The sequence below is a fragment of the Arthrobacter sp. 10T413_2 genome (genome assembly GCF_056394205.1).
The window spans coordinates 1-18,204 of the sequence record NZ_JBFTHK010000088.1; the positions used below are offsets into that span (position 1 = coordinate 1).

The following is an 18,204-nucleotide window of genomic DNA, read 5'->3' on the forward strand; positions in this document are numbered from 1 at the left end:
GCCATCAACAAACGGATCCCCATTCCCAAGTTGCGGCGTCTGAGCGATACCGCTCCCCTGGTTGCTTCGCCCACTGCCTGAGGTGGAACYGGGAGCGTCAGTTGGAGACTGCAGGGCGCCCTGCAGGCTGGTCCGGGTTCTTGCAGTCGGCTGGACAGGAATCCAGGGCTTTGCAAGGATGGGCTCTCCGGATAAACGGACCCGKATTATCAGAACCGGGGAACTCTTGGAACKGGGGAGTGAGCATGCGGATCGCGACGATCACCGCTGCCACGGTTAGCGGGGTGGCCGCTGTGGCCTGCTACGCGCCCGCGCTGCTGCCAGCTCTTTCCGAACAATCCCGTCTCGCAGCGGAATCACCCCGCGGAGACGCCCGGTCCTAACCGGAGTCGCAGGCTGGCAGTCGTCTGCCCCCGTTCCGCTTTGGCGCGCTGTTTCCCGCCCGGGCGGCACCTCTTCGATTCCGAAAGTTTCCGTCATGCAAAAAATCACGCCGCAGCAGATCCGCTCGTCCTTCATCAACGCGAGCCGGTCAGAAGCCGCGAAACTCAATCTGCCCAAAAACTTCGACACCCTGGACTGGGAGAAGCTCGACTTCCTGGCCTGGCGGGACGAGAAGATGCCCCTGCGCGGCTATCTTGTGGTGCCCGGGCCGAAGGGTCCCATCGGAATCATGCTCCGGGCCCCTGAAGGCGGTGCCAAGAAGAACCGCTCCGTGCTCTGCGAGCTGTGCCGGGATGTGTTCTCCAAGGACGATGTCCTGCTCTGGGTGGCCAAGCGCGCAGGGCAGTCGGGCCGCAACGGCAACACGCTGGGCACCTTGATCTGCGCCGAGTTCCTMTGCTGCCGCAATGTACGGGTGGAGCCTCCGGCCAACGAGATCAATCCGGACCCCGCCGCCGTCGTGCTGCGGCAAATCTCCGGGCTGGCGGCCCGCACGGCCCAATTCGTGGAGCGGGTGCAGGGAGCGTAGCGACGGCACAAGCAACGCGGGGTCACCTACGGCCCGGAATTATGGACCGTACGTGACCCCGCGTTGCTGGAAGGCCGGACTGAAAGGCCGGCCGGGGGGCCGCTACGCKGCGGCCTCCGTGCTGGCGGCGTCGCGGTCCAGGATGCGGGCCGCCGTGGCCCGGCCCATCCGGACCGCGCCGTCCACATGCTGGTAGCCCTCGGCTGCCAGGTCCGAGGACGCCCAGTAGATGGGCCCCACCGGGGTGAGCTGGTCCGCGCCGTAGCGGTGCAGGCCGCCCAGATCGTAGCTGGAGGCGAAGGCGCCGCGGGTCCATTCCTCGGAGGCCCAGTCGGACTCGTAATACACCACCGGTTCCAGGGTTTTCGGGCCCAAGGACTCCGCCATGGCCGAGAGGATCACCCGGCGCCGTTCCCCGGCGTCGAGGGCGAACATCGCGTCCGCCTTCTCATCCGGCACGAAGGCGACCAGGGTTCCGCGCGGGTCCTCGTGATTGGTGTTGTCGTAGATTTCCTGGACCACCAGATCGGGACTGAAGCAGGTGCCGGAGAGGCCCTCTTCGCGCCAGAACGGCGTCTCGTAGACGGCGTGCACCTTGATGACCAGGCCCAGCGACTGGTGCTGATGCATCTGGTGCTGGCGGCGGGGCAGCGGCGGGTCAAAACTCACGTGCGAGTACAGGTTCGRCGGCACGGCCATGATGGCGTACCGGGCGTTCACCGTGCCGCGGTCCGAGACGGCGGTGACGCCGTTTTCGTCCCAGCGCAGGGTCCGCACCGGGGACTCAAGGACGACGTCGTCCCCCAGCGCGGCGGCGATGGTCTCCGACACGAGCTGCATCCCTCCCACCACGCGCTGGTCCAGCAGCAGGTCCTCGTCCACCAGGTTTGAGAACGAGCCCGCCGATGCCGCCATCAGGACGGCTTGCAGGGCGGAGAAGGAGTGCGCCGGCTTAGTGAGCATGCCGCCGGCCAGAAAGTGGCCGATGTTGGCGCATGCCTCCTCGTCGTCAGAGAGCTGGCGCATCCAGTGGTGCAGCGAAACGGTGTCGAGTTCGCGCGCCCGGGGGTGCGCCCACGGCTCCGCGGCGCCGATCTCGGCGGCCAGCTCATCCAGGATGCCGATCAGCCGGCGCATTTCGGCCTCGGTGCGCTCGGACACCGGGAACATCTCCCCCGTGTAGAGGCTACGGGTGCCGTCCGGGGCGACGTAGACGGACTGGCCCTCACGGTAGCGGCTGAATGTTTCCAGGTCCAGCTCGCCCAGCAGGCCTTTGAGTGCCGCCTGGTCCGGTGATATCCACTGGCCGCCGATTTCGAGCATGGCTMCGTCAATGGTGCTGGTCCAGGTCCGGCCGCCAACCCGGTCACGGGCCTCCAGCACGGCAACCGTCAGGCCCGCCGCTTTCAGGTCCCGGGCGGCGTTGAGCCCGGCCGGGCCGGCACCGATGATGACAACATCGCGTTCAATACTTTTCACTGTCTGCTCTTTCGTTGGTGCGTTAGTTGACCGCTGCTTGCCGGGCACTGCCGGCCCGCAGCTTGGCGGCGACGTCGATCGCGTCGCCGGCCGGCGCCGTCGATTTGGCGTCCGGGCGGGCCAGCAGGAGGTAGAGGAGGCCGGTGCCCGCCACAACGGCGAGGCCGATCAGGACGGTCCAGTCGGTGACAAAGACGCCCGTGGAGCCGGGCCAAGCCAGCAACACCATGGCAAAGATGCCGTAGGCCAGGGCCGCGACATTGATCGCGAACCCTGCGGCGCCCAGGCTGAACGGCCCGGCAGGACGCCAGCCCTTGAGCCGCTGGCGCAGGGAGGCMAGCACCACCGACTGGAACGCAATGTAGATGCCCAGCACGGCAAAGGAGGTGATCTGCGTGAGCAGCTCGTCGGACCCCAGATAGATGATGACGCAGATGGCCAACGGAATGCTCGCGGCGACGATGAGGGCGTTCGCGGGGACCTTGGCTGTGCCGGAAACCCTGGAGAGCCAGCGGTGGCCGGGCACCATGCCGTCACGGGCAAAGGAGAAGATMAGCCGGCTGGCCGCTGCCTGCAGGCTCAGCACGCAGGACAGGAAGGCCGTGATCGCAACCACCAGGAAGATCTTGGCACCCACCGGCCCGAGGGCCGATTCCAGGATGGCGGGGATCGGGTCAGGATCCTGGCCGTTGACGATTTCCTGCAGGTTGGGCGCCGCCAGCACATAGCCGCCKAAGGAGAACAGCGCCGAGACGCCTCCGACCACAATGGTCATCATCATGGCCCGCGGGATCCGCCGCGCCGGACTGGCGACTTCCTCCGCCACGTCGCCACAGGCTTCAAAGCCGTAGAACAGGAAGAGCCCGGCCAGGGCGGCCCCCATGAAGGCGTGCAGGTAACTGCCATCGCCCTCCACCCCCATCGAGTCGAAGAACACGCCGAAGCTCTGCTTGCGCTGGAAAATCAACAGGTAGAGGCCGACGGCGATCACGCCGATCAGCTCGGAAGCCAGCCCGATCCGGGCCACCCGCGCCATCGTCTTGGTACCGGTGAAGTTCAGGGCCAGCGCCACAACAAGGAGCAGTACCGTCAGGCCAAGCGTGGTTTCCCGGGTCACCTCAACCTCGAACAGGCTGGCCAGGAAGCCGCTGCCGAATTCGGCCACCGCGGTAATGGTGACGATCATGGCCCAGATGTAGACCCAGGCGGCCATCCAGGCGTAGCGCCGGCCCCACAGCCGCCTGGTCCACGGATAGATGCCACCGTGGATGGGGTACTGCGAGACCACCTCGCCGAATACCAGAGCCACCAGCATCTGTCCCGCCCCCACGATGAAGATCCAGAAAACCGACGGCGGGCCGCCGGCCGCCATGGCGATCGYGAAGAGGGAGTACACCCCCACCAGCGGCGAAAGGTAGGTGAATCCGAGGGCGAAGTTTGCCCAGAGGGACATGGACCGGTCAAAGGAATCCTGGTAGCCCAGGACGGCAAGGTGCTCACTATCGTTGAGCTCGGTGGTACTGCGTGGTTCGGTAGACATGGTTTCCTTCCGACGACGTTGGCGGKAGATGCTGGCGGGGTGCGGGCCGGAGATGCCGATGGTTCCCGGGTGCCGGGGGCTCGCGGGGCGGCTTAGCCGATGTAGCTCATGACGTGCTTGATCCGGGTGTAGTCCTCCAGCCCGTACATGGACAGGTCCTTGCCGTACCCGGAGTGCTTGAATCCGCCGTGGGGCATCTCGGCCACCAGCGGGATGTGGGTGTTGATCCAGACGCAGCCGAAGTCCAAGCGCTTGGCGAACTGCATGGCCCGGGTGTGGTCCTTGGTCCACACGGAAGACGCCAGCCCGTAGTCGACGTCGTTGGCCATGGCCAGGGCTTCGGCGTCGGTGGAGAACTTCTGCACCGTAACGATGGGGCCGAACACCTCGCTCTGGACGAGCTCGTCGTCCTGGTTCAGCCCGGACACGACGGTGGCCTCGTGGAAGTAGCCCACCCCTCCGTGGCGCTTGCCGCCGACTTCCACGGTGGCGTGTTCCGGCAGCCGCTCCAGGAATCCGGCGACGCGCTGAAGATGGTCGGCGCTGCTGAGCGCGCCGTACAGGATTCCGTCCTCGGCGGGGCCGCCGGTCTTGGCGTTGCGCCGCACTTCCTCGGCAAAAGCAGCCACGAACTCATCGTGGATGTCCTCATGCACCAGCAGCCGCGTGGCCGCGGTGCAATCCTGGCCGGCGTTGTAGAACGACGCCKGGACGATCCCCGCCACCGCGGTGGCGATGTCGACGTCGTCGAACACGATGACCGGGGCTTTGCCGCCCAGCTCGAGGTGAACGCGCTTGACGTCGGCGGCGGCCGCTCCGGCCACCTCCATGCCGGCCCGCACGCTGCCCGTGATGGACACCATTTCCGGAGCCTCGTCGGCCACCAGGGCCCTGCCGGTCTCACGGTMCCCCAGCACCACGTTGAACGCACCGGCGGGGAGGAATTCGCTGGCCAGTCCGGCAAACAGCAGGGTGGAGCTCGGTGTGGAATCGGAGGGTTTGAGGACTACGGTGTTGCCGGCCGCAAGCGCGGGAATGACCTTCCACGCGGCCATCATCAGCGGGTAGTTCCAGGGGGMCACCTGGCCGATGACGMCGATGGGCTCGCGCCGGATCGAGGAACTGTGGTCCGCGAGGTACTCGGCGGTGGCGCGCCCTTCCAGGGTCCGGGCCGCACCGGCGAAGAAGCGGATCTGGTCCACAAGTACCTCGATCTCATCCGGCACAATCCCGGCCCGGGGCTTGCCGGTATCGGCGCATTCGAGGTCGGCCAGTTCCTCGGCCCTGGCCTCGACGGCGTCGGCAATGCGCAGCAGCGCCCGCTGGCGCTCTGCGGGAGTGGTTTCGCTCCAGATTTCAAACGCCGCAGCGGCCGCAGCGTAGKCGGCAGCGACGTCGGCGGCGGTGGAAACGGGCGTTGTRGCGATGACTTCTTCGGTGGCCGGGTTGTGGATCTCCAGCCGGCTGGTGTCGGCCGAGTCAACAAACTGGCCGTTGACGAAGTTCCGCAAATTCCGCACGCTCATGTGGTTCCCTTCAATGAATTGGGTGGCCGGTCCGCGCCGCGAACCCTGCCACGATGTGACCTGATTCACGGCCACATGGTGAGACTACACCTTATTCATCTGAAATGGGATGTTTAAATTATGGAGCTGTGCGCACCAGGACTTTCAGGTTGGTTCCGGGGCAAGTGATGGCGCTGGTCCAGGCCGGGCCCGCATCTGCGGTGGCAAGAGTGCCCACGGGGAGTTGCGGATCGGTGGACACAATCACCCGGCCGGCGGCGCTCACCAGAGCTGTCGGGGCGCCCACGGCGCGCATCAGCGGGAGGGCGTCCCGCTCCAGCCGGCGCACCAGGACGTCCGCGCCTACCACTCCAGCCATGGATCCGCCGACGACGACGGGCGCGGTGAGCGTGAGGATGTAGTCGCACGTGCACAAGTGGTCCACATAKGGGCCCGTGATGTGCCGGGCACCGGTGGCTTCGGGAACCCGGTACCACTCCAGCGCGCTGAGGTCCCGCAGATAGTCGGCGTACTCGCGCGACGCCAGATCCAGCTGGCTCGGCTCGGTGGTGGTGCCGAGGATCGGGTTGTCCTCCAGCGGGCCCAGCCACCAGGCAAAATGGAGGCCCTTGCCGCGGACCACGCCCGGTGCCGCGATGAATCCGGCGCCGATCAGCAGCGGGTCGGCGGCTGTGAGTTCCGGACCGACCATCGCGTACACGGCGGGATCGATGTCTCCCGCGCTCCAGGCGGTTGCGGCTTCGACCCGGCTGCGCCAGTGGTCCAGGGTTCCGAAGACGCCGTTGAACAACGCTCCGATGGCCGCGGCGCAGTTGCGGGCCCGAGCCCGCACGGAATCCGCACTGTGGTTCTCAGCCATCGGCTGCTGCTCCTTGCTCAAGACGTTCCTTGGCTGCCAGCAGCCAGGCGGAAAGGTCGGCGATCTGTGCCCGGACCGAGGCGCGGGCCGCGGCGGCGTCATGGGCGGCTATCGCCTCGGCRGTGCGTTGGTTTTGCGCATAGACCCGCGCCMGCATGGCCGGGTCGGTCAGGCACAGCCACAGCATGGGGCCGAACTCGGCCTGGAGGCGGATCTGCTCGCGCACCAGGCGCGGCGACTGGCTGACGACGGCGATCTCGAGGTAGAAACCGCCGGCGTTTCGGCCGGAATCGCTGGCGGAGCTGAAGTCGGCATCTTGAAGCCAGGCGGTGAGCCGTTCGGCTTCATCGGTGGACGCAAGCTCGGCCGCCCGTTCCGCGCAGCCGGCGGCCAGCGTGCCGAAATAGACGGCGAGGTCGGCAATCTCCACCTGCGAAAGTCCGCGCAGCCGGGCCTGCAGGAGCCTTTCCGGCGTCTGCTCGGTGGCCAGCACAAAGCTGCCGCCCTCGCGTCCGCGCCGGGTCTCCACCAGCCCGGCCTCGCGGACAGCCCCGAGCCCGTCGCGCGCCGTCACCAGGGCCACGCCAAAGCGCTTGGCCAACTCGKCCTCACTGGGCAGCCGGTCGCCGGGGGCCAGCACGCCGAGCAGAATGGCATCGGTCAGCCGCTGKGCCACTTGCTCGGACCTGCCGGCGCCGGTCAGCTGGGCGAAGACGGCGGCCCGGGCCCCGCGCGACGGCGTGGTGGCGGATGGTTCCTGGCTCACCGCGGCGCCTGCGGCCGGCCGCGTTCCGGGCTGGCCGGAACCGAAGGATCTGCTTCCATAGCGCCACTCTATCGGCCGCGCGGGTGCCCGGTCCGCCGTGGCCGCCCGCCGCAGCGCCGCGTTCGTTGGCGGATGGTTGTTGTGCAGAGCAGCCAGTGCCAGGTCGGTTCATCCAATGTTCGGGTGGTTGCGCCTTGTTAGGCTTCGAATCCTTGATCAGATGCCCGGGGCACGGCGATGTGCCGCGGGCACTCCACGAAGGGACTCCCTATGACTCCGACGTCCGGCCCCCAGCCCGGTTCCGCCGCCCGGGACGCCGCCCAAGAGCCCACGGACATGCCTGCCKGACCGCTGTCGGGTCTCCTGGTGGCCGATTTCTCCCGTGTCCTGGCCGGACCGCTGGCCACCATGACGCTGGCTGACCTGGGCGCCCGCGTGATCAAGGTGGAGCGCCCCGGCGCCGGGGACGACACCCGCAGCTGGGGGCCGCCGTACTCCCCCACCGGGGCCACCTACTTTGAGAGTGCGAACCGCAACAAGGAATCCGCCTGCCTGGACCTTGCCGACCCCGGGGATCTGCAGCTGGCCAGGGAGTTGGCCCTGCGTGCCGATGTCCTGGTGGAAAACTTCAAGCCCGGCGGGATGGCGAAGCTGGGTCTGGGCTATGCGGAGCTCTCCGCCGCCAACCCCGGCCTGATCTACGCCTCGATCACGGGTTTTGGCAGCGCGGGCGGGGCCAACCTGATGGGCTATGACTTCATCGTCCAGGCCCTGGGCGGGCTGATGAGCATCACCGGGGAGAAAGACGGCGGCCCCACCAAGGCCGGCGTCGCACTCGTCGACGTCCTGACGGCCAAGGACACCGCCATTGGCGTCCTTGCCGCGCTGGCGGCCCGTAGCGTCTCGGGGCGCGGGGCCCACCTGGAGCTCAATCTGCTCTCGAGCCTGCAGGGCGCGCTGGCCAATCAGGGCCAGGCCTTCCTGGGCGCGGGCAAGGTTCCGCACCGGATGGGCAGTGCCCACCCCTCGATCGTGCCCTACCAGCTGCTGGAGTGTGCGGACGCTCCGCTGGCGGTGGCCTGCGGCAACGACGGACAGTTCGCCAAGCTGACCCGGGTTCTGGGCATTGCCGGGCTGGCCAGTGACCCGCGCTTTGCCACCAACAACGCGCGGGTGGAACACCGCACCGAACTGGTGCCCCTGTTGGAGGATGCCCTGTCCGCATCGTCGGCCCTCATCTGGCAGGGCAAGCTGATCGACGCCGGCGTCCCGGCCGGCCATGTCGCAGGCATCGACGAGGGTCTTGAGTACGCCGAGTCACTGGGGCTTGAACCGACCATCGAGGTCCGCAACGCGGCCGGCCAGCCGGCCGGAAGGCAGATCCGCCATCCCATTACCTGGACGCCGGCGTTCCGGGCCCCCGCAGCGGCCCCGCCGTCGCTGGGCGAACACAGCGACCCCCTCCGGGCGTGGCTGTCCGGCGCTAACCAGTCCGGCGCTAGGCCCAGCGCAGTGCCAGCCAGAGGTTAGCCGCGACGTCGGGATCGTCCGGATCCGCCTGCAGCAGTTCCGCCGCTATTCCCATCCGGTGGCGCAGCGAGTTCCGGTGGATCCCCAGCTCGCGGGCGGCGCCCTCCCACTGGCCCCGGTGCCGCAGATAGGCGCGGACGGTTCCGACCAGGTCGGCGCGCTGGTACCCGCGCAGCGCCGCCACCCAGCCCTGGGCCCGCGGATCCAGGGCCCCCTCCGGTGCGTCGACAATCTGCCCGGCAGCCAGCGCACGCACCATGGCGGCCAGCTGTCCGGCCTCCTCGTGCACCCGTTCCAGCGGCATCGGCCTGCTMAGCACGGCCGTGACAGCGGCGTTGCCGGCACCGCCGTCGGMGTCGTACGGCTCCGACTGCGTAGTCCTGCCGGCGCTGCCGCCGCCGCTGCCGGGAGTGCCGGCGTCGCGGTATTCCGCGTCCAGCACGTAATAGCTGAGGCCGCCCGCCACGTGGCGCAGGCGGCAGGAACGCAGGGCGCCACCGGCCTCAGGCCAGCCAGCCCATCCGGTCCCGGCGCGCAGCCTCGACTCCAGCTCCCCGGAAACCRCCGCGGGATCGATCTCGCCACGCACCACCAGGAGCCGCACAGCGCCGGTAGGTGCGACAATGCCCAGATCCGGTGCCAGGGCCCGGCCGGCGTCAACATGTCCGGTGAGAAAGAGCTTGGTCACGGCCGATCCGAGCGCGGCAGCGGTGGCGTCGCTCTCCAACTGCTGGGCGGCCTTGAGTGAKAGCAACACGCACACCGTCATGATGATCTGCCGGTCAGCGCGGGTCAGTTTGCGYCCTGMACCAATGGCCAGGAACCCGAMCGTCCGCCGCCCCACCAGCACGGGATACTCCACGACGTCGGTGCCGTGGATCTGAAACGTGGAGGCCGAATGCGTCACGGCCATGTCAAGCCGCGAGGTCTCCCTACGCAGTTGTTCGAMAATCGTGTGGTTGTCAGCCGGCCACAGGGTTTCCGCCCCGCTGTCGGCCGGAAGGTACGCCACCCAGCCGCCCAGCGCCTGGGCCAGGGCCTTGACCACGGAAGGGAGCGCATCCGCCTGCGTCGCGGCCCGTGCCAGCGCCGTCTGCGTGCCGAGGCTGGCGGTCAGGTCGGCCTGGCCTTCGCGGCCCACGAGGTCCCAATAGGCGCGGGAGACGTTCATGAACGGCGTGCCGTCAGGCACCACCAGAAGCTCCAGGCCGGCCGAGCCGCACGCGGCACTCAAAGCCGGCGGCACCTCATCCACGCCGGCCCCCAGCCCGAGGCCCAGAGCCGCGATGTTGCGCTCCACAAGGCGCCGGACGTAGGCCTGCACCTTAGCCTCTCCGCCCGAGACGGGGATGCCCGTCGTRAGTAGCAGCTCGCCGCCTTCCAGATACGGCGTGGGATCGTCGAGCTCGGAGATGTGCACACCCGAGATCTGCCGCACGGCCACCGCCCCTCCCGCGRCCGGGCGAAGATCGCTGCCGAGCTGGCTGTGCAGTTGGGCCAAGCTGATCACGCGGTGGTCCTTTCGGGGCAGGCACCAATTCTTTGGATATTCTAACCAAAATAGGTTCAACCTTGGACAGACTATCCAATGCCAGGCCGAGGAGGGCACATTACCTTGTCTACATGACCAGATCCACAGACAACCTCACGCAGACCCGCCACCTTGCCACCGCTATTCCGGGCCCCGTCTCCACAGCCCTGCACCGCKAACGCGAAGCGCAGGTCAGCTCCGGCTTCGGCGTGACGATGCCCGTCTTCATCAACCGCGCCTCCGGTGGAATCCTGGAAGATGTTGACGGCAACCGCATCATCGATTTCGCCTCCGGCATCGCCGTGACCAGCGTGGGCGCCGTGAACGCCCAGGTCCAGGCGCACGTGGCCGCCCAGATGGGCAGGTTCACCCACACCTGCTTCATGGTGACCGAGTACGATTCCTTCACGCAGGTGGCCGCGTGGCTGAACGCGCATGTCCCGGGAGACTTCCAGAAACGCACCGCGCTCTTCTCCACCGGCGCGGAAGCCGTGGAAAATGCCGTCAAGATTGCCCGCGCCGCCACAGGCCGGGAACGGGTGCTGGTATTCGACGACGCCTACCACGGCCGCTCCCTCCTCACGATGGCCATGACCGCCAAGGTCAACCCGTACAAGAAGAACTTCGGCCCGTTCCCGGGCGAGGTCTTCCGCGCTCCCACGGCCACCCGTTTGTGGGCCAGAGGCGGCGGGGACGCCACGGCTGCCACCGCCCTGGCCGGCGTCGAGGCGCTGCTGCTGGAGAACGATCCCCGATCGTTTGCCGCCATGGTCATCGAACCCATCCAGGGTGAAGGCGGCTTCCTGGTGCCCGCCCCCGGCTTCCTGGCCGGACTGCGGGAGCTGGCCACCAAATACGGCATCGTGCTGGTGATGGACGAGATCCAGACCGGCATGGGGCGCACCGGCAGGCTCTTTGCGAGCGAGCACGAAGGCGTCGCCGGCGACCTCACCCTGACCGCCAAGGCCCTGGCGGGCGGCCTGCCGCTGAGCGCGGTCACCGGACGGGCCGAGCTCATGAACGCCCCGCACGTCGGCGGCCTGGGCGGCACGTACGCCGGAAACCCGGTGGCGTGCGCCGCCGCGCTGGGCGTCTTCGAGGCCTTTGAAGACGGCACGCTGCTGGCGAACGCCCTGACCATCGAGGCAACCGCCCGCGAGGTGCTGCAGCCCCTCGTCGACAGCACGGCCATCATTGCCGAGTTCCGCGGCCGCGGCGCCATGCTCGCCGTCGAATTCGCGGACAAGGACACGCTGGAACCGCGCGCTGATCTTGCGGCCCAGGTGGCGGCCGCCTGCCACCGGCAGGGCGTCCTGGTCCTGGTCTGCGGCACCCACGGCAATGTGATCCGGTTGCTGCCGCCCCTGGTCATTGGTCCGGACTTGATCCGGGACGGCCTCGGCGTGCTGCGCAACGCCATCGTGGCCGCCAATGCCGCTCAGACAGACAYGGACACTGCCAGTGCCGCGGCACTGGCAGCCGTCTAAGTCCCCAGCCCCGCAAACTCTTGGAGAACACCATGAACGAATCCTCTGACCTGCTGAACATCGACTCCCTCTTCACCCCCGAAGAACTGGCCATGCGGGACAAGGTGCGGTCCTTTGTGGACAGCACCATCCGGCCCAATATTGCCGCCTGGTACGAGCAGGCCATCTTCCCGGTCGAGATCATCAAGGACATGGCCGGGCTGGGCCTGCTTGGCATGCATTTGAAGGGTTACGGCTGCCCGGGCCGTTCCGCCGTGGAATACGGCATCGCCGCCATGGAACTTGAGGCAGGCGATTCAGGCCTGCGCACCTTCGTCAGCGTGCAGGGCTCCCTCGCGATGAGCGCCATCTACAAGCACGGCTCCGAGGAGCAGAAGAACCAGTGGCTGCCCAGGATGGCCGCCGGCGACGTCGTCGGCTGCTTCGGCCTGACGGAACCCACGGCCGGCTCCGATCCCGGCAGCATGAAGACCTTCGCCCGCCGCGACGGGGACGGCTGGGTCATCAACGGCTCCAAGCGCTGGATCGGCCTGGCCTCGATCGCCCAGATCGCCATCATCTGGGCCATGACCGACGACGGCGTGCGCGGCTTCATCGTGCCCACCGACACCCCCGGGTTCAAGGCCACCCCGATTGAGCCCAAGCTCTCCATGCGCGCCTCCATCCAGTGCGACATCGAACTGAGCGAGGTCCGCCTCCCGTCCACCGCGATACTGCCGAACGCCAAGGGACTCCGCGGTCCGTTCGAGTGCCTCAATGAAGCCCGCTACGGCATCATCTGGGGAGCCATGGGGGCCGCGCGCGACAGCTACGAGACGGCCGTCAGCTACTCGCAGGAGCGCCTGCAGTTCGACAAGCCCCTGGCGGGCTACCAGCTGACCCAGGAAAAGCTGGTCAACATGGCCCTGGAAATCAACAAGGGCATGCTCCTGGCACTGCAGATCGGCCGCCTCAAGGAAGCMGGCCAGCTCAAGCCGCACCACATCTCCGTAGGAAAGCTCAACAACTGCCGCGAGGCCATCCAGATCTGCCGTGATGCCCGCGCCATGCTGGGCGGCAACGGCATCACCCTGGACTATTCGCCGCTGCGGCACGCCAACAACCTCGAATCCGTGCGCACGTATGAGGGCACCGACGAGGTCCACACCCTGATCCTCGGCAACCACATCACCGGCATCCCGGCCTTCCGCTAAGGCGCTCCCAGCAAAGGAACAGCAATGACTACAGCAGTCGAACTGCAGCATTACATCTCGGGCACCTGGTTTCAGGGCGACGGCGGCATCATCACCTCCGTCAATCCCGCCCGCCCGGCCGAKACGGTGGCGCAYGGCCTGCAGGCCGGACCGGCCGACGTCGACCGCGCCATGACCAGCGCTGTAGCGGCGAAGCATGGCTGGGCCCGCACCCCGGCCCATGAACGCGGCGCGGTGCTGCTGCGCACGGCGGCGATCCTGGAAGCGAACTCGCAGGCCTGGGGGCTGGAGCTGGCCCGTGAGGAAGGAAAGACGCTGGCCGAGGGCCAGGGCGAGGTGCTGCGCGCCGCGCAGATTTTCCGCTACTACGGCAACGACGGCGACCGTGAAGCCGGGGCGATCTACGCCTCCCCGCGCCGGGGCGAAAAGATCTTCGTCACGCGCAAGCCGCTGGGAGTGGTGGGCGTCGTGACGCCGTTCAACTTCCCCATCGCCATCCCGGCCTGGAAGATCGCCCCCGCACTCACATACGGCAACACGGTGGTCTGGAAGCCGGCCAGCACAGTGCCCCTGCTCGCCATGCGGCTGACCCAGGCGCTGGAACAGGSCGGCCTGCCCGCCGGCGTCCTCAATCTGGTCATTGGCCCCGGCGCCATCGGGACCGCCTTGGTGCAGCATCCGGCGCTGGACGGGCTGTCATTCACCGGCTCCACCCGCGTGGGCCGTAGCCTGGCCTCCGCGGCGGCGGGCCGCGGCGTCCCRATCCAGGCGGAAATGGGCGGGAAGAACGCCGCCATCGTCCTGGCCGACGCGGACCTCGAACTGGCCGCCGAGCAGGTCATGCTCGGCGCTTTCCGCTCAACAGGGCAGAAGTGCACGGCGACGTCGCGGCTGATCGTGGCKGACGCCGTCGCCGATGAATTCCTCGCCGGACTGGCCACCCGGGCCCAGTCCCTGCTGGTGGGCGACCCCGCAGATCCGTCCACCCAGATGGGCCCCGTCGTCAGCGCCGACGCCCGGGCATCCATCCAGCGCGGCATCGCGACGGCGCTGGACCAGGGCGCCGGGCTGCTGACGGGCGGCCTACCCTATGACGACGCGGCGCGGGCCAGCGGCCACTTCGTTGCCCCCACGATCCTGGAGCTCACGGGGGCACGCCACGCTGATGTCTGGCGCGATGAGCTCTTTGGCCCCGTGCTCAGCGTCMGCCGGGCAGCCTCAACGCAGGAAGCCTTTGACCTGGCCAATGACAGCGACTTCGGTCTCTCCGCAGCACTCTTCACGCAGGACGTCACCCTGGCGCTGGAGGGAATGGAGGAGCTGGACGTCGGGATCCTGCACGTGAACTCCGAATCGGCCGGCGCCGATCCGCATGTGCCGTTCGGCGGGGCCAAGAAGAGCGGCTACGGACCCAAGGAGCAGGGGCAGAGCGCCAAGGAGTTCTACACGCACACCACCACCGTCTACCTTCGGGGCGGCCGGGCCCTGTCCTAGCAGCCCGTCCCCACCGAACCGGAGAAAACGATGCCACCCAGCACCACCATCACGCACGTCCTCGTCATCGGCGCCGGCGCCCTGGGGTCCCAGATTGCGCTGACCGCTGCCCTGGCCGGGTACACCACCACCGTGCAGGACGTGTCGCCGAGCCAACTGGACGACGCCGCGGCCCAACTGCGTGAACGCACGGACAAAATGGTGAAATCCGGCAAACTGGCCTCGGAGCAGGCCGAGCGCGCCCATGACCGGCTGGCGTTCAGCGCCGATCTGGACGCGGTGGCGCCCTTTGCCGACTTTGTGATTGAGGCCGCCACCGAACGGCTCGAGATCAAGAAGTCCATCTTTGCCCGGCTGGGCCGGCTCGCCCCGCCCCATGCCATCCTGGCCACCAACTCCTCCACGATCGGCTCMTCCGCCGTGGCCGAGGCCAGCGGCCGGCCCGGACGGGTGTGCAATATGCACTTCTTCAATCCCGTCCTGGTCATGGAATGCGTGGAAGTGGTCCGCCACGCTGCAACGTCCCGGGAAACCGTGGAGACCACCCTCGAACTCGCCCGGAGCCTGGGCAAGGCGCCGGTGCTGATCAACCGGGAGGTGCCGGGCTTCGTGGCCAACCGGTTGATGGGCGCCGTGCAGAAGGAGGCACTCGCGCTGCTGGCCGGGGGTGTGGCCAGCATGGAAGACATCGACGCCACGGCCAAGACCGCGCTGCGGCATCCGATGGGGCCATTTGAGCTGATGGACCTGGTGGGGCTGGACGTTGTGGACTACATCGCCCAGGCCACGTATGCGGCGACCGGCGACCCCGCCGACGCCCCGGACGAGTCCGTTGCCGCCCTCGTCAGGGCCGGGAAGTTGGGCCGCAAGTCGGGCGCCGGCTGGTACAGCTATTCCCGCTGAGCCTCCCCGCCCCGTCCCTTAGCCCCACCACATCCTCACAGTCACTTAGAGGGGAGTTGGGGTCAGCGCAGGACGATGTCCACCGGGTTTGCCTCGGACCGCCAGGTGCCCTCGGTTCCCGGACGCGGAGCAATCACGGGCGCGGTCAGGACGCCGGAACGGTTGGTGCGCTTGTCCCGAAGGATCTCCGTCACGGACCCCAGGTGACGGGAGAGGTCGATCACGTTCTCCGGCGCGGCCAGCAGGAGCTGGAAGCCGAACTCGTGCAGGGCCTTGATGCCTGCGCCGGCGAATTCCTCCGAGGCGAGCACGAAGGCCTCGTCCATCATGACCGTGCCGTAGGTGGTGAAGCCCTGCTCGGCGATGCCCAGCTGGTAGCTCAGCGCCGCGGCCATGATGAACGCGGTGAAGCGCTGCCGCTCGCCGCCGGACATGGACCCGGTGTCCGCGTGCATGAAGACCTCGGTCTTCTTCGCGGCCATCCCTTCCCCCTTGGGACCTGCCGCCTTTGACCCGGCGCCCCGGGCACCGCTGCCCTGCACTTCGCGGTGCTCCTTGCACTGGATGAACAGGTGCCCGCGGACGTCCAGCACCTCGGCCCGCCAGCGCCGGTCCTCCGGAGTCTGTGAGCCGAGCCGCTTCACCAGCGTTTCGAGGGACTTGTAGCGGTTGGTGAGCTCGGCGTCGTCGTCCGCCTCCGTCCCGGAGGCCCCGGCCGCCGCGGACTTGCCCGGCCGGGTGTGCCGGACCTTGAGCGCGTTCTGGATGGCGTCCTTGAACTKCTTCGCCGTCGGGGGCAGTGTCTGCTTGATATCGAGTTCCAGGAAGCTGCCTTCGTGGAAGTTGACCTCGGACAGGATGCCGTTCAGCGGCAGKATGCGGCTCGTGATGGAGCGGCGTTCCTCATCCAGCAGGTGCAGCAGGGTGCTAAAGGATTCGTGCGTGCGCTGGTTGAAGAACTGCCGGAACTCGGCCTCCTGGGCGGGCAGTCCGTCGCTGACAATCGCGTGATAGCGGGATTCGAACTCCCCGGCGGCGCCGATCGACGTGCCGTGGTCCGCGGAAATCGCCGTGCCCCATTCGCGGACGAAGCCCTCGAAGATGCGGGTGAGACGCTCCGAGGTGGCCTGACCGCGGGACTCKGCCGCGTGCAGTTCGGCCAGGAGACGGGTGCGAACCTGGTTGGCGAGGTTGTCCAGCTCGTGCATCTCCAGGACGTCGCCGACGCCGGTGAAGTACGGTTCCAGCGYGGCGACGCTGGTGTCCGACGGCGGCGACTGCGCCAGCCGGTCACGTGCACCGTCGAGCAGTGAATCAGCCGCAGTCAGCCGCGAATCAAGCGCCTTGTACTCGCTCTGCAGCACGGCCGCCGCCTCCGTGCTGGACTGGTGCTTCTGCCGCACGGCCTCGATGTTGGCCCGCAGCGGTTCGAGGTCCGCCTGCGCGGCGAGGGCGTCCTTGAGGCGCTGCTCGATCCGGCCAAGCTCCTCCGCGGCCACGGCTGCAGAGACCTGGTCCCAGGGCCGGTGGTCCTCGGCCACCCGGCGCAGGGCGTMCAACTGCCGGGTCATGCCCTGATGCGACTCCTCCCGGGTTTGCGCGAGCTCGGCGGCCTTGGCCAGCTCCTGCTGCAGGTCCTCCACCTGGGCCGCCACGAGCTCCAGCTTGGCGGCGTTGTCAAAACCAAGGACGTAATCCTGGCGGGACGTGAAGCGGTCGTCCTTTTCCACCGTATGCCGGTTGCGTTTGACCACGCCGCCCAGGCTCAGGCCCTTGTCGAGGCCGGCGAGCTCGTCMGGGTCTTCCACGCAGGGGTAGGCGAAGTMGAGCGCAATCCGTTCGCGGAGCCAGGCACTGGCGTCCGCCAGCGCGTGGGCCTGAGGGCCAGCGGGCAGCCCGGCGTCGGTGAGGAAACTGAGCTTGGTCAGCAGATCGCCGTTTGCCACGTCCTCGACGGCCAGCGCACCGCCCGCCAGGGGCCGGGAGACGTCCACGGCGCGCAGGGCCCCGCGCACGGAGTGGTCGTTGAGGTACCGGGTCACGGCCGCAAAGTGCTCTCCCGGGACCAGTAGCGTCGTGGCCAGACTGCGGAGCGCGCGCTCGGCGGCCGGGCGCCACCGTTCCTGGCCCTCGGCGAGGTCGATCAGTTCGCCGCCAAAGGGCATGTGCTCTTCCGGCACCCCGGTGGCCGCCGCGATGGCGCTGCGGTTTTCAATGCTCGACGGCGGCAGCAGCGACTTGCGCGTCTTCAGCGACACCAGCTCCTGCTGGGCCGCGGCAAGCTCGCGCTTCTTGGTCGCGTGGCCGTCAAACGCCTCGAACCTCAGCTCCCTGAGGACCTCGGAATCGTCCTGCAGTTCGGCCGAGCGCGCGGCGGCATGGGCGTGGGCCTGGTCCCAGCCGGCGGCCGACCACTGAAGGTCCAGTCCGGCGTCGGAGAGCGCCTTGCGGGCCGCTTCCTCCACCTCCTGGCGGAGCTTGAGCCCCACCCGGGCGTTCTCCAGCGACTGCTCGATCGCGGAGATCGCGTTGCCGCCCTGGTTGTTGTACTCGCCCTCGAGCTGTCGAAGCTCCTTGGCGAAGCCGTCGCGGACGGCGCGTTCAGCGGCGAGGTCGCTGGCTTTGGCCTGGGCGAGCTCCTTCAACCGGGCCAGGGTTTTTTCGTGGACCGTGACGGCGAGCTGCTGCTTGTAKGCCTCGAATTCCTCGCCGGAAAGCTCCCGCAGACGGTTCGCGTCCAGCAGCGCCTGCGCATACTCCTTGTTCAGCCCGGGGACGGGTGCCAGCTGGTCACGCTGCTGCCGGACGTCCTCGAGGCGCTGCCGGATGGACATGAGGTTGCTGAATTCCTCGACGACGTCGTCAGCAGCGGCCAGCGTGGCGGGGGCATCGAGGACCTGGTCGCGGAAGAAGGTGTTGACGC

Annotated in this window: 13 protein-coding genes; 6 read left to right on the forward strand and 7 right to left on the reverse strand. The window is 68.2% G+C overall.

Annotated elements, in window-relative coordinates; translation table 11 throughout:
• The first annotated feature begins 478 nt into the window (after positions 1-478).
• Complete coding sequence (locus AC1DBQ_RS14240; protein ID WP_476929118.1) at positions 479-973, forward strand: FBP domain-containing protein; 495 nt, start codon at positions 479-481, stop codon at positions 971-973.
• A 102-nt stretch (positions 974-1,075) separates the two neighbouring features.
• On the opposite strand, the gene AC1DBQ_RS14245 is transcribed toward AC1DBQ_RS14240, so the two are convergent.
• The 5 genes from AC1DBQ_RS14245 to AC1DBQ_RS14265 all read right to left on the reverse strand — a co-directional run bounded on the left by AC1DBQ_RS14245 (position 1,076) and on the right by AC1DBQ_RS14265 (position 7,143).
• Positions 1,076-2,452, reverse strand: coding sequence for a flavin monoamine oxidase family protein (locus AC1DBQ_RS14245; RefSeq protein WP_476929119.1), 1,377 nt, complete (start codon positions 2,450-2,452; stop codon positions 1,076-1,078).
• Between the two features lie 22 nt (positions 2,453-2,474).
• Entirely contained in the window at positions 2,475-3,992 is a 1,518-nt protein-coding gene (locus tag AC1DBQ_RS14250; RefSeq protein ID WP_476929120.1) for an APC family permease, read from the reverse strand.
• A gap of 92 nt (positions 3,993-4,084) precedes the next feature.
• A complete protein-coding gene (locus AC1DBQ_RS14255; RefSeq protein ID WP_476929121.1) occupies positions 4,085-5,518 on the reverse strand; it encodes an aminobutyraldehyde dehydrogenase in 1,434 nt (477 codons plus the stop codon).
• Positions 5,519-5,636: 118 nt separating this feature from the next.
• Positions 5,637-6,377 (reverse strand): cache domain-containing protein, encoded by a 741-nt coding sequence (locus AC1DBQ_RS14260; protein ID WP_476929122.1) that lies wholly within the window; start codon positions 6,375-6,377, stop codon positions 5,637-5,639.
• Positions 6,370-7,143, reverse strand: a complete 774-nt coding sequence (locus AC1DBQ_RS14265; protein ID WP_476929123.1) for a FadR/GntR family transcriptional regulator — start codon at positions 7,141-7,143, stop codon at positions 6,370-6,372. The genes AC1DBQ_RS14260 and AC1DBQ_RS14265 overlap by 8 nt, the downstream gene beginning before the upstream one ends.
• Before the next feature lie 336 nt (positions 7,144-7,479).
• On the opposite strand from AC1DBQ_RS14265, the gene AC1DBQ_RS14270 reads away from it, so the two are divergent.
• On the forward strand, positions 7,480-8,673 hold the full coding sequence (locus tag AC1DBQ_RS14270; RefSeq protein ID WP_476929129.1) for a CaiB/BaiF CoA transferase family protein: 1,194 nt from the start codon (positions 7,480-7,482) through the stop codon (positions 8,671-8,673).
• Here AC1DBQ_RS14270 and AC1DBQ_RS14275 read toward each other — a convergent pair.
• Positions 8,642-10,183 (reverse strand): PucR family transcriptional regulator, encoded by a 1,542-nt coding sequence (locus AC1DBQ_RS14275; RefSeq protein ID WP_476929124.1) that lies wholly within the window; start codon positions 10,181-10,183, stop codon positions 8,642-8,644. The genes AC1DBQ_RS14270 and AC1DBQ_RS14275 overlap by 32 nt on opposite strands.
• A 113-nt stretch (positions 10,184-10,296) precedes the next feature.
• Here AC1DBQ_RS14275 and AC1DBQ_RS14280 point away from each other — a divergent pair, with 113 nt between their 5' ends.
• From AC1DBQ_RS14280 to AC1DBQ_RS14295, 4 genes are read left to right on the forward strand one after another with little or no spacing between them, the layout of a single operon-like run.
• The gene (locus tag AC1DBQ_RS14280; RefSeq protein ID WP_476929125.1) at positions 10,297-11,691 is read left to right on the forward strand and encodes an aminotransferase class III-fold pyridoxal phosphate-dependent enzyme; all 1,395 of its coding nucleotides are present in this window, start codon (positions 10,297-10,299) and stop codon (positions 11,689-11,691) included.
• Positions 11,692-11,723: 32 nt separating this feature from the next.
• A complete protein-coding gene (locus AC1DBQ_RS14285) occupies positions 11,724-12,884 on the forward strand; it encodes an acyl-CoA dehydrogenase family protein (protein WP_344367368.1) in 1,161 nt (386 codons plus the stop codon).
• Between the two features lie 24 nt (positions 12,885-12,908).
• The gene (locus tag AC1DBQ_RS14290) at positions 12,909-14,378 is read left to right on the forward strand and encodes an aldehyde dehydrogenase family protein (protein WP_476929126.1); all 1,470 of its coding nucleotides are present in this window, start codon (positions 12,909-12,911) and stop codon (positions 14,376-14,378) included.
• 30 nt (positions 14,379-14,408) lie between these two features.
• Positions 14,409-15,281, forward strand: a complete 873-nt coding sequence (locus AC1DBQ_RS14295; RefSeq protein WP_476929127.1) for a 3-hydroxyacyl-CoA dehydrogenase family protein — start codon at positions 14,409-14,411, stop codon at positions 15,279-15,281.
• 62 nt (positions 15,282-15,343) lie between these two features.
• Here AC1DBQ_RS14295 and AC1DBQ_RS14300 read toward each other — a convergent pair.
• On the reverse strand, positions 15,344-18,204 hold a 2,861-nt coding region (locus AC1DBQ_RS14300), incomplete at its 5' end, for an ATP-binding protein (protein WP_476929128.1).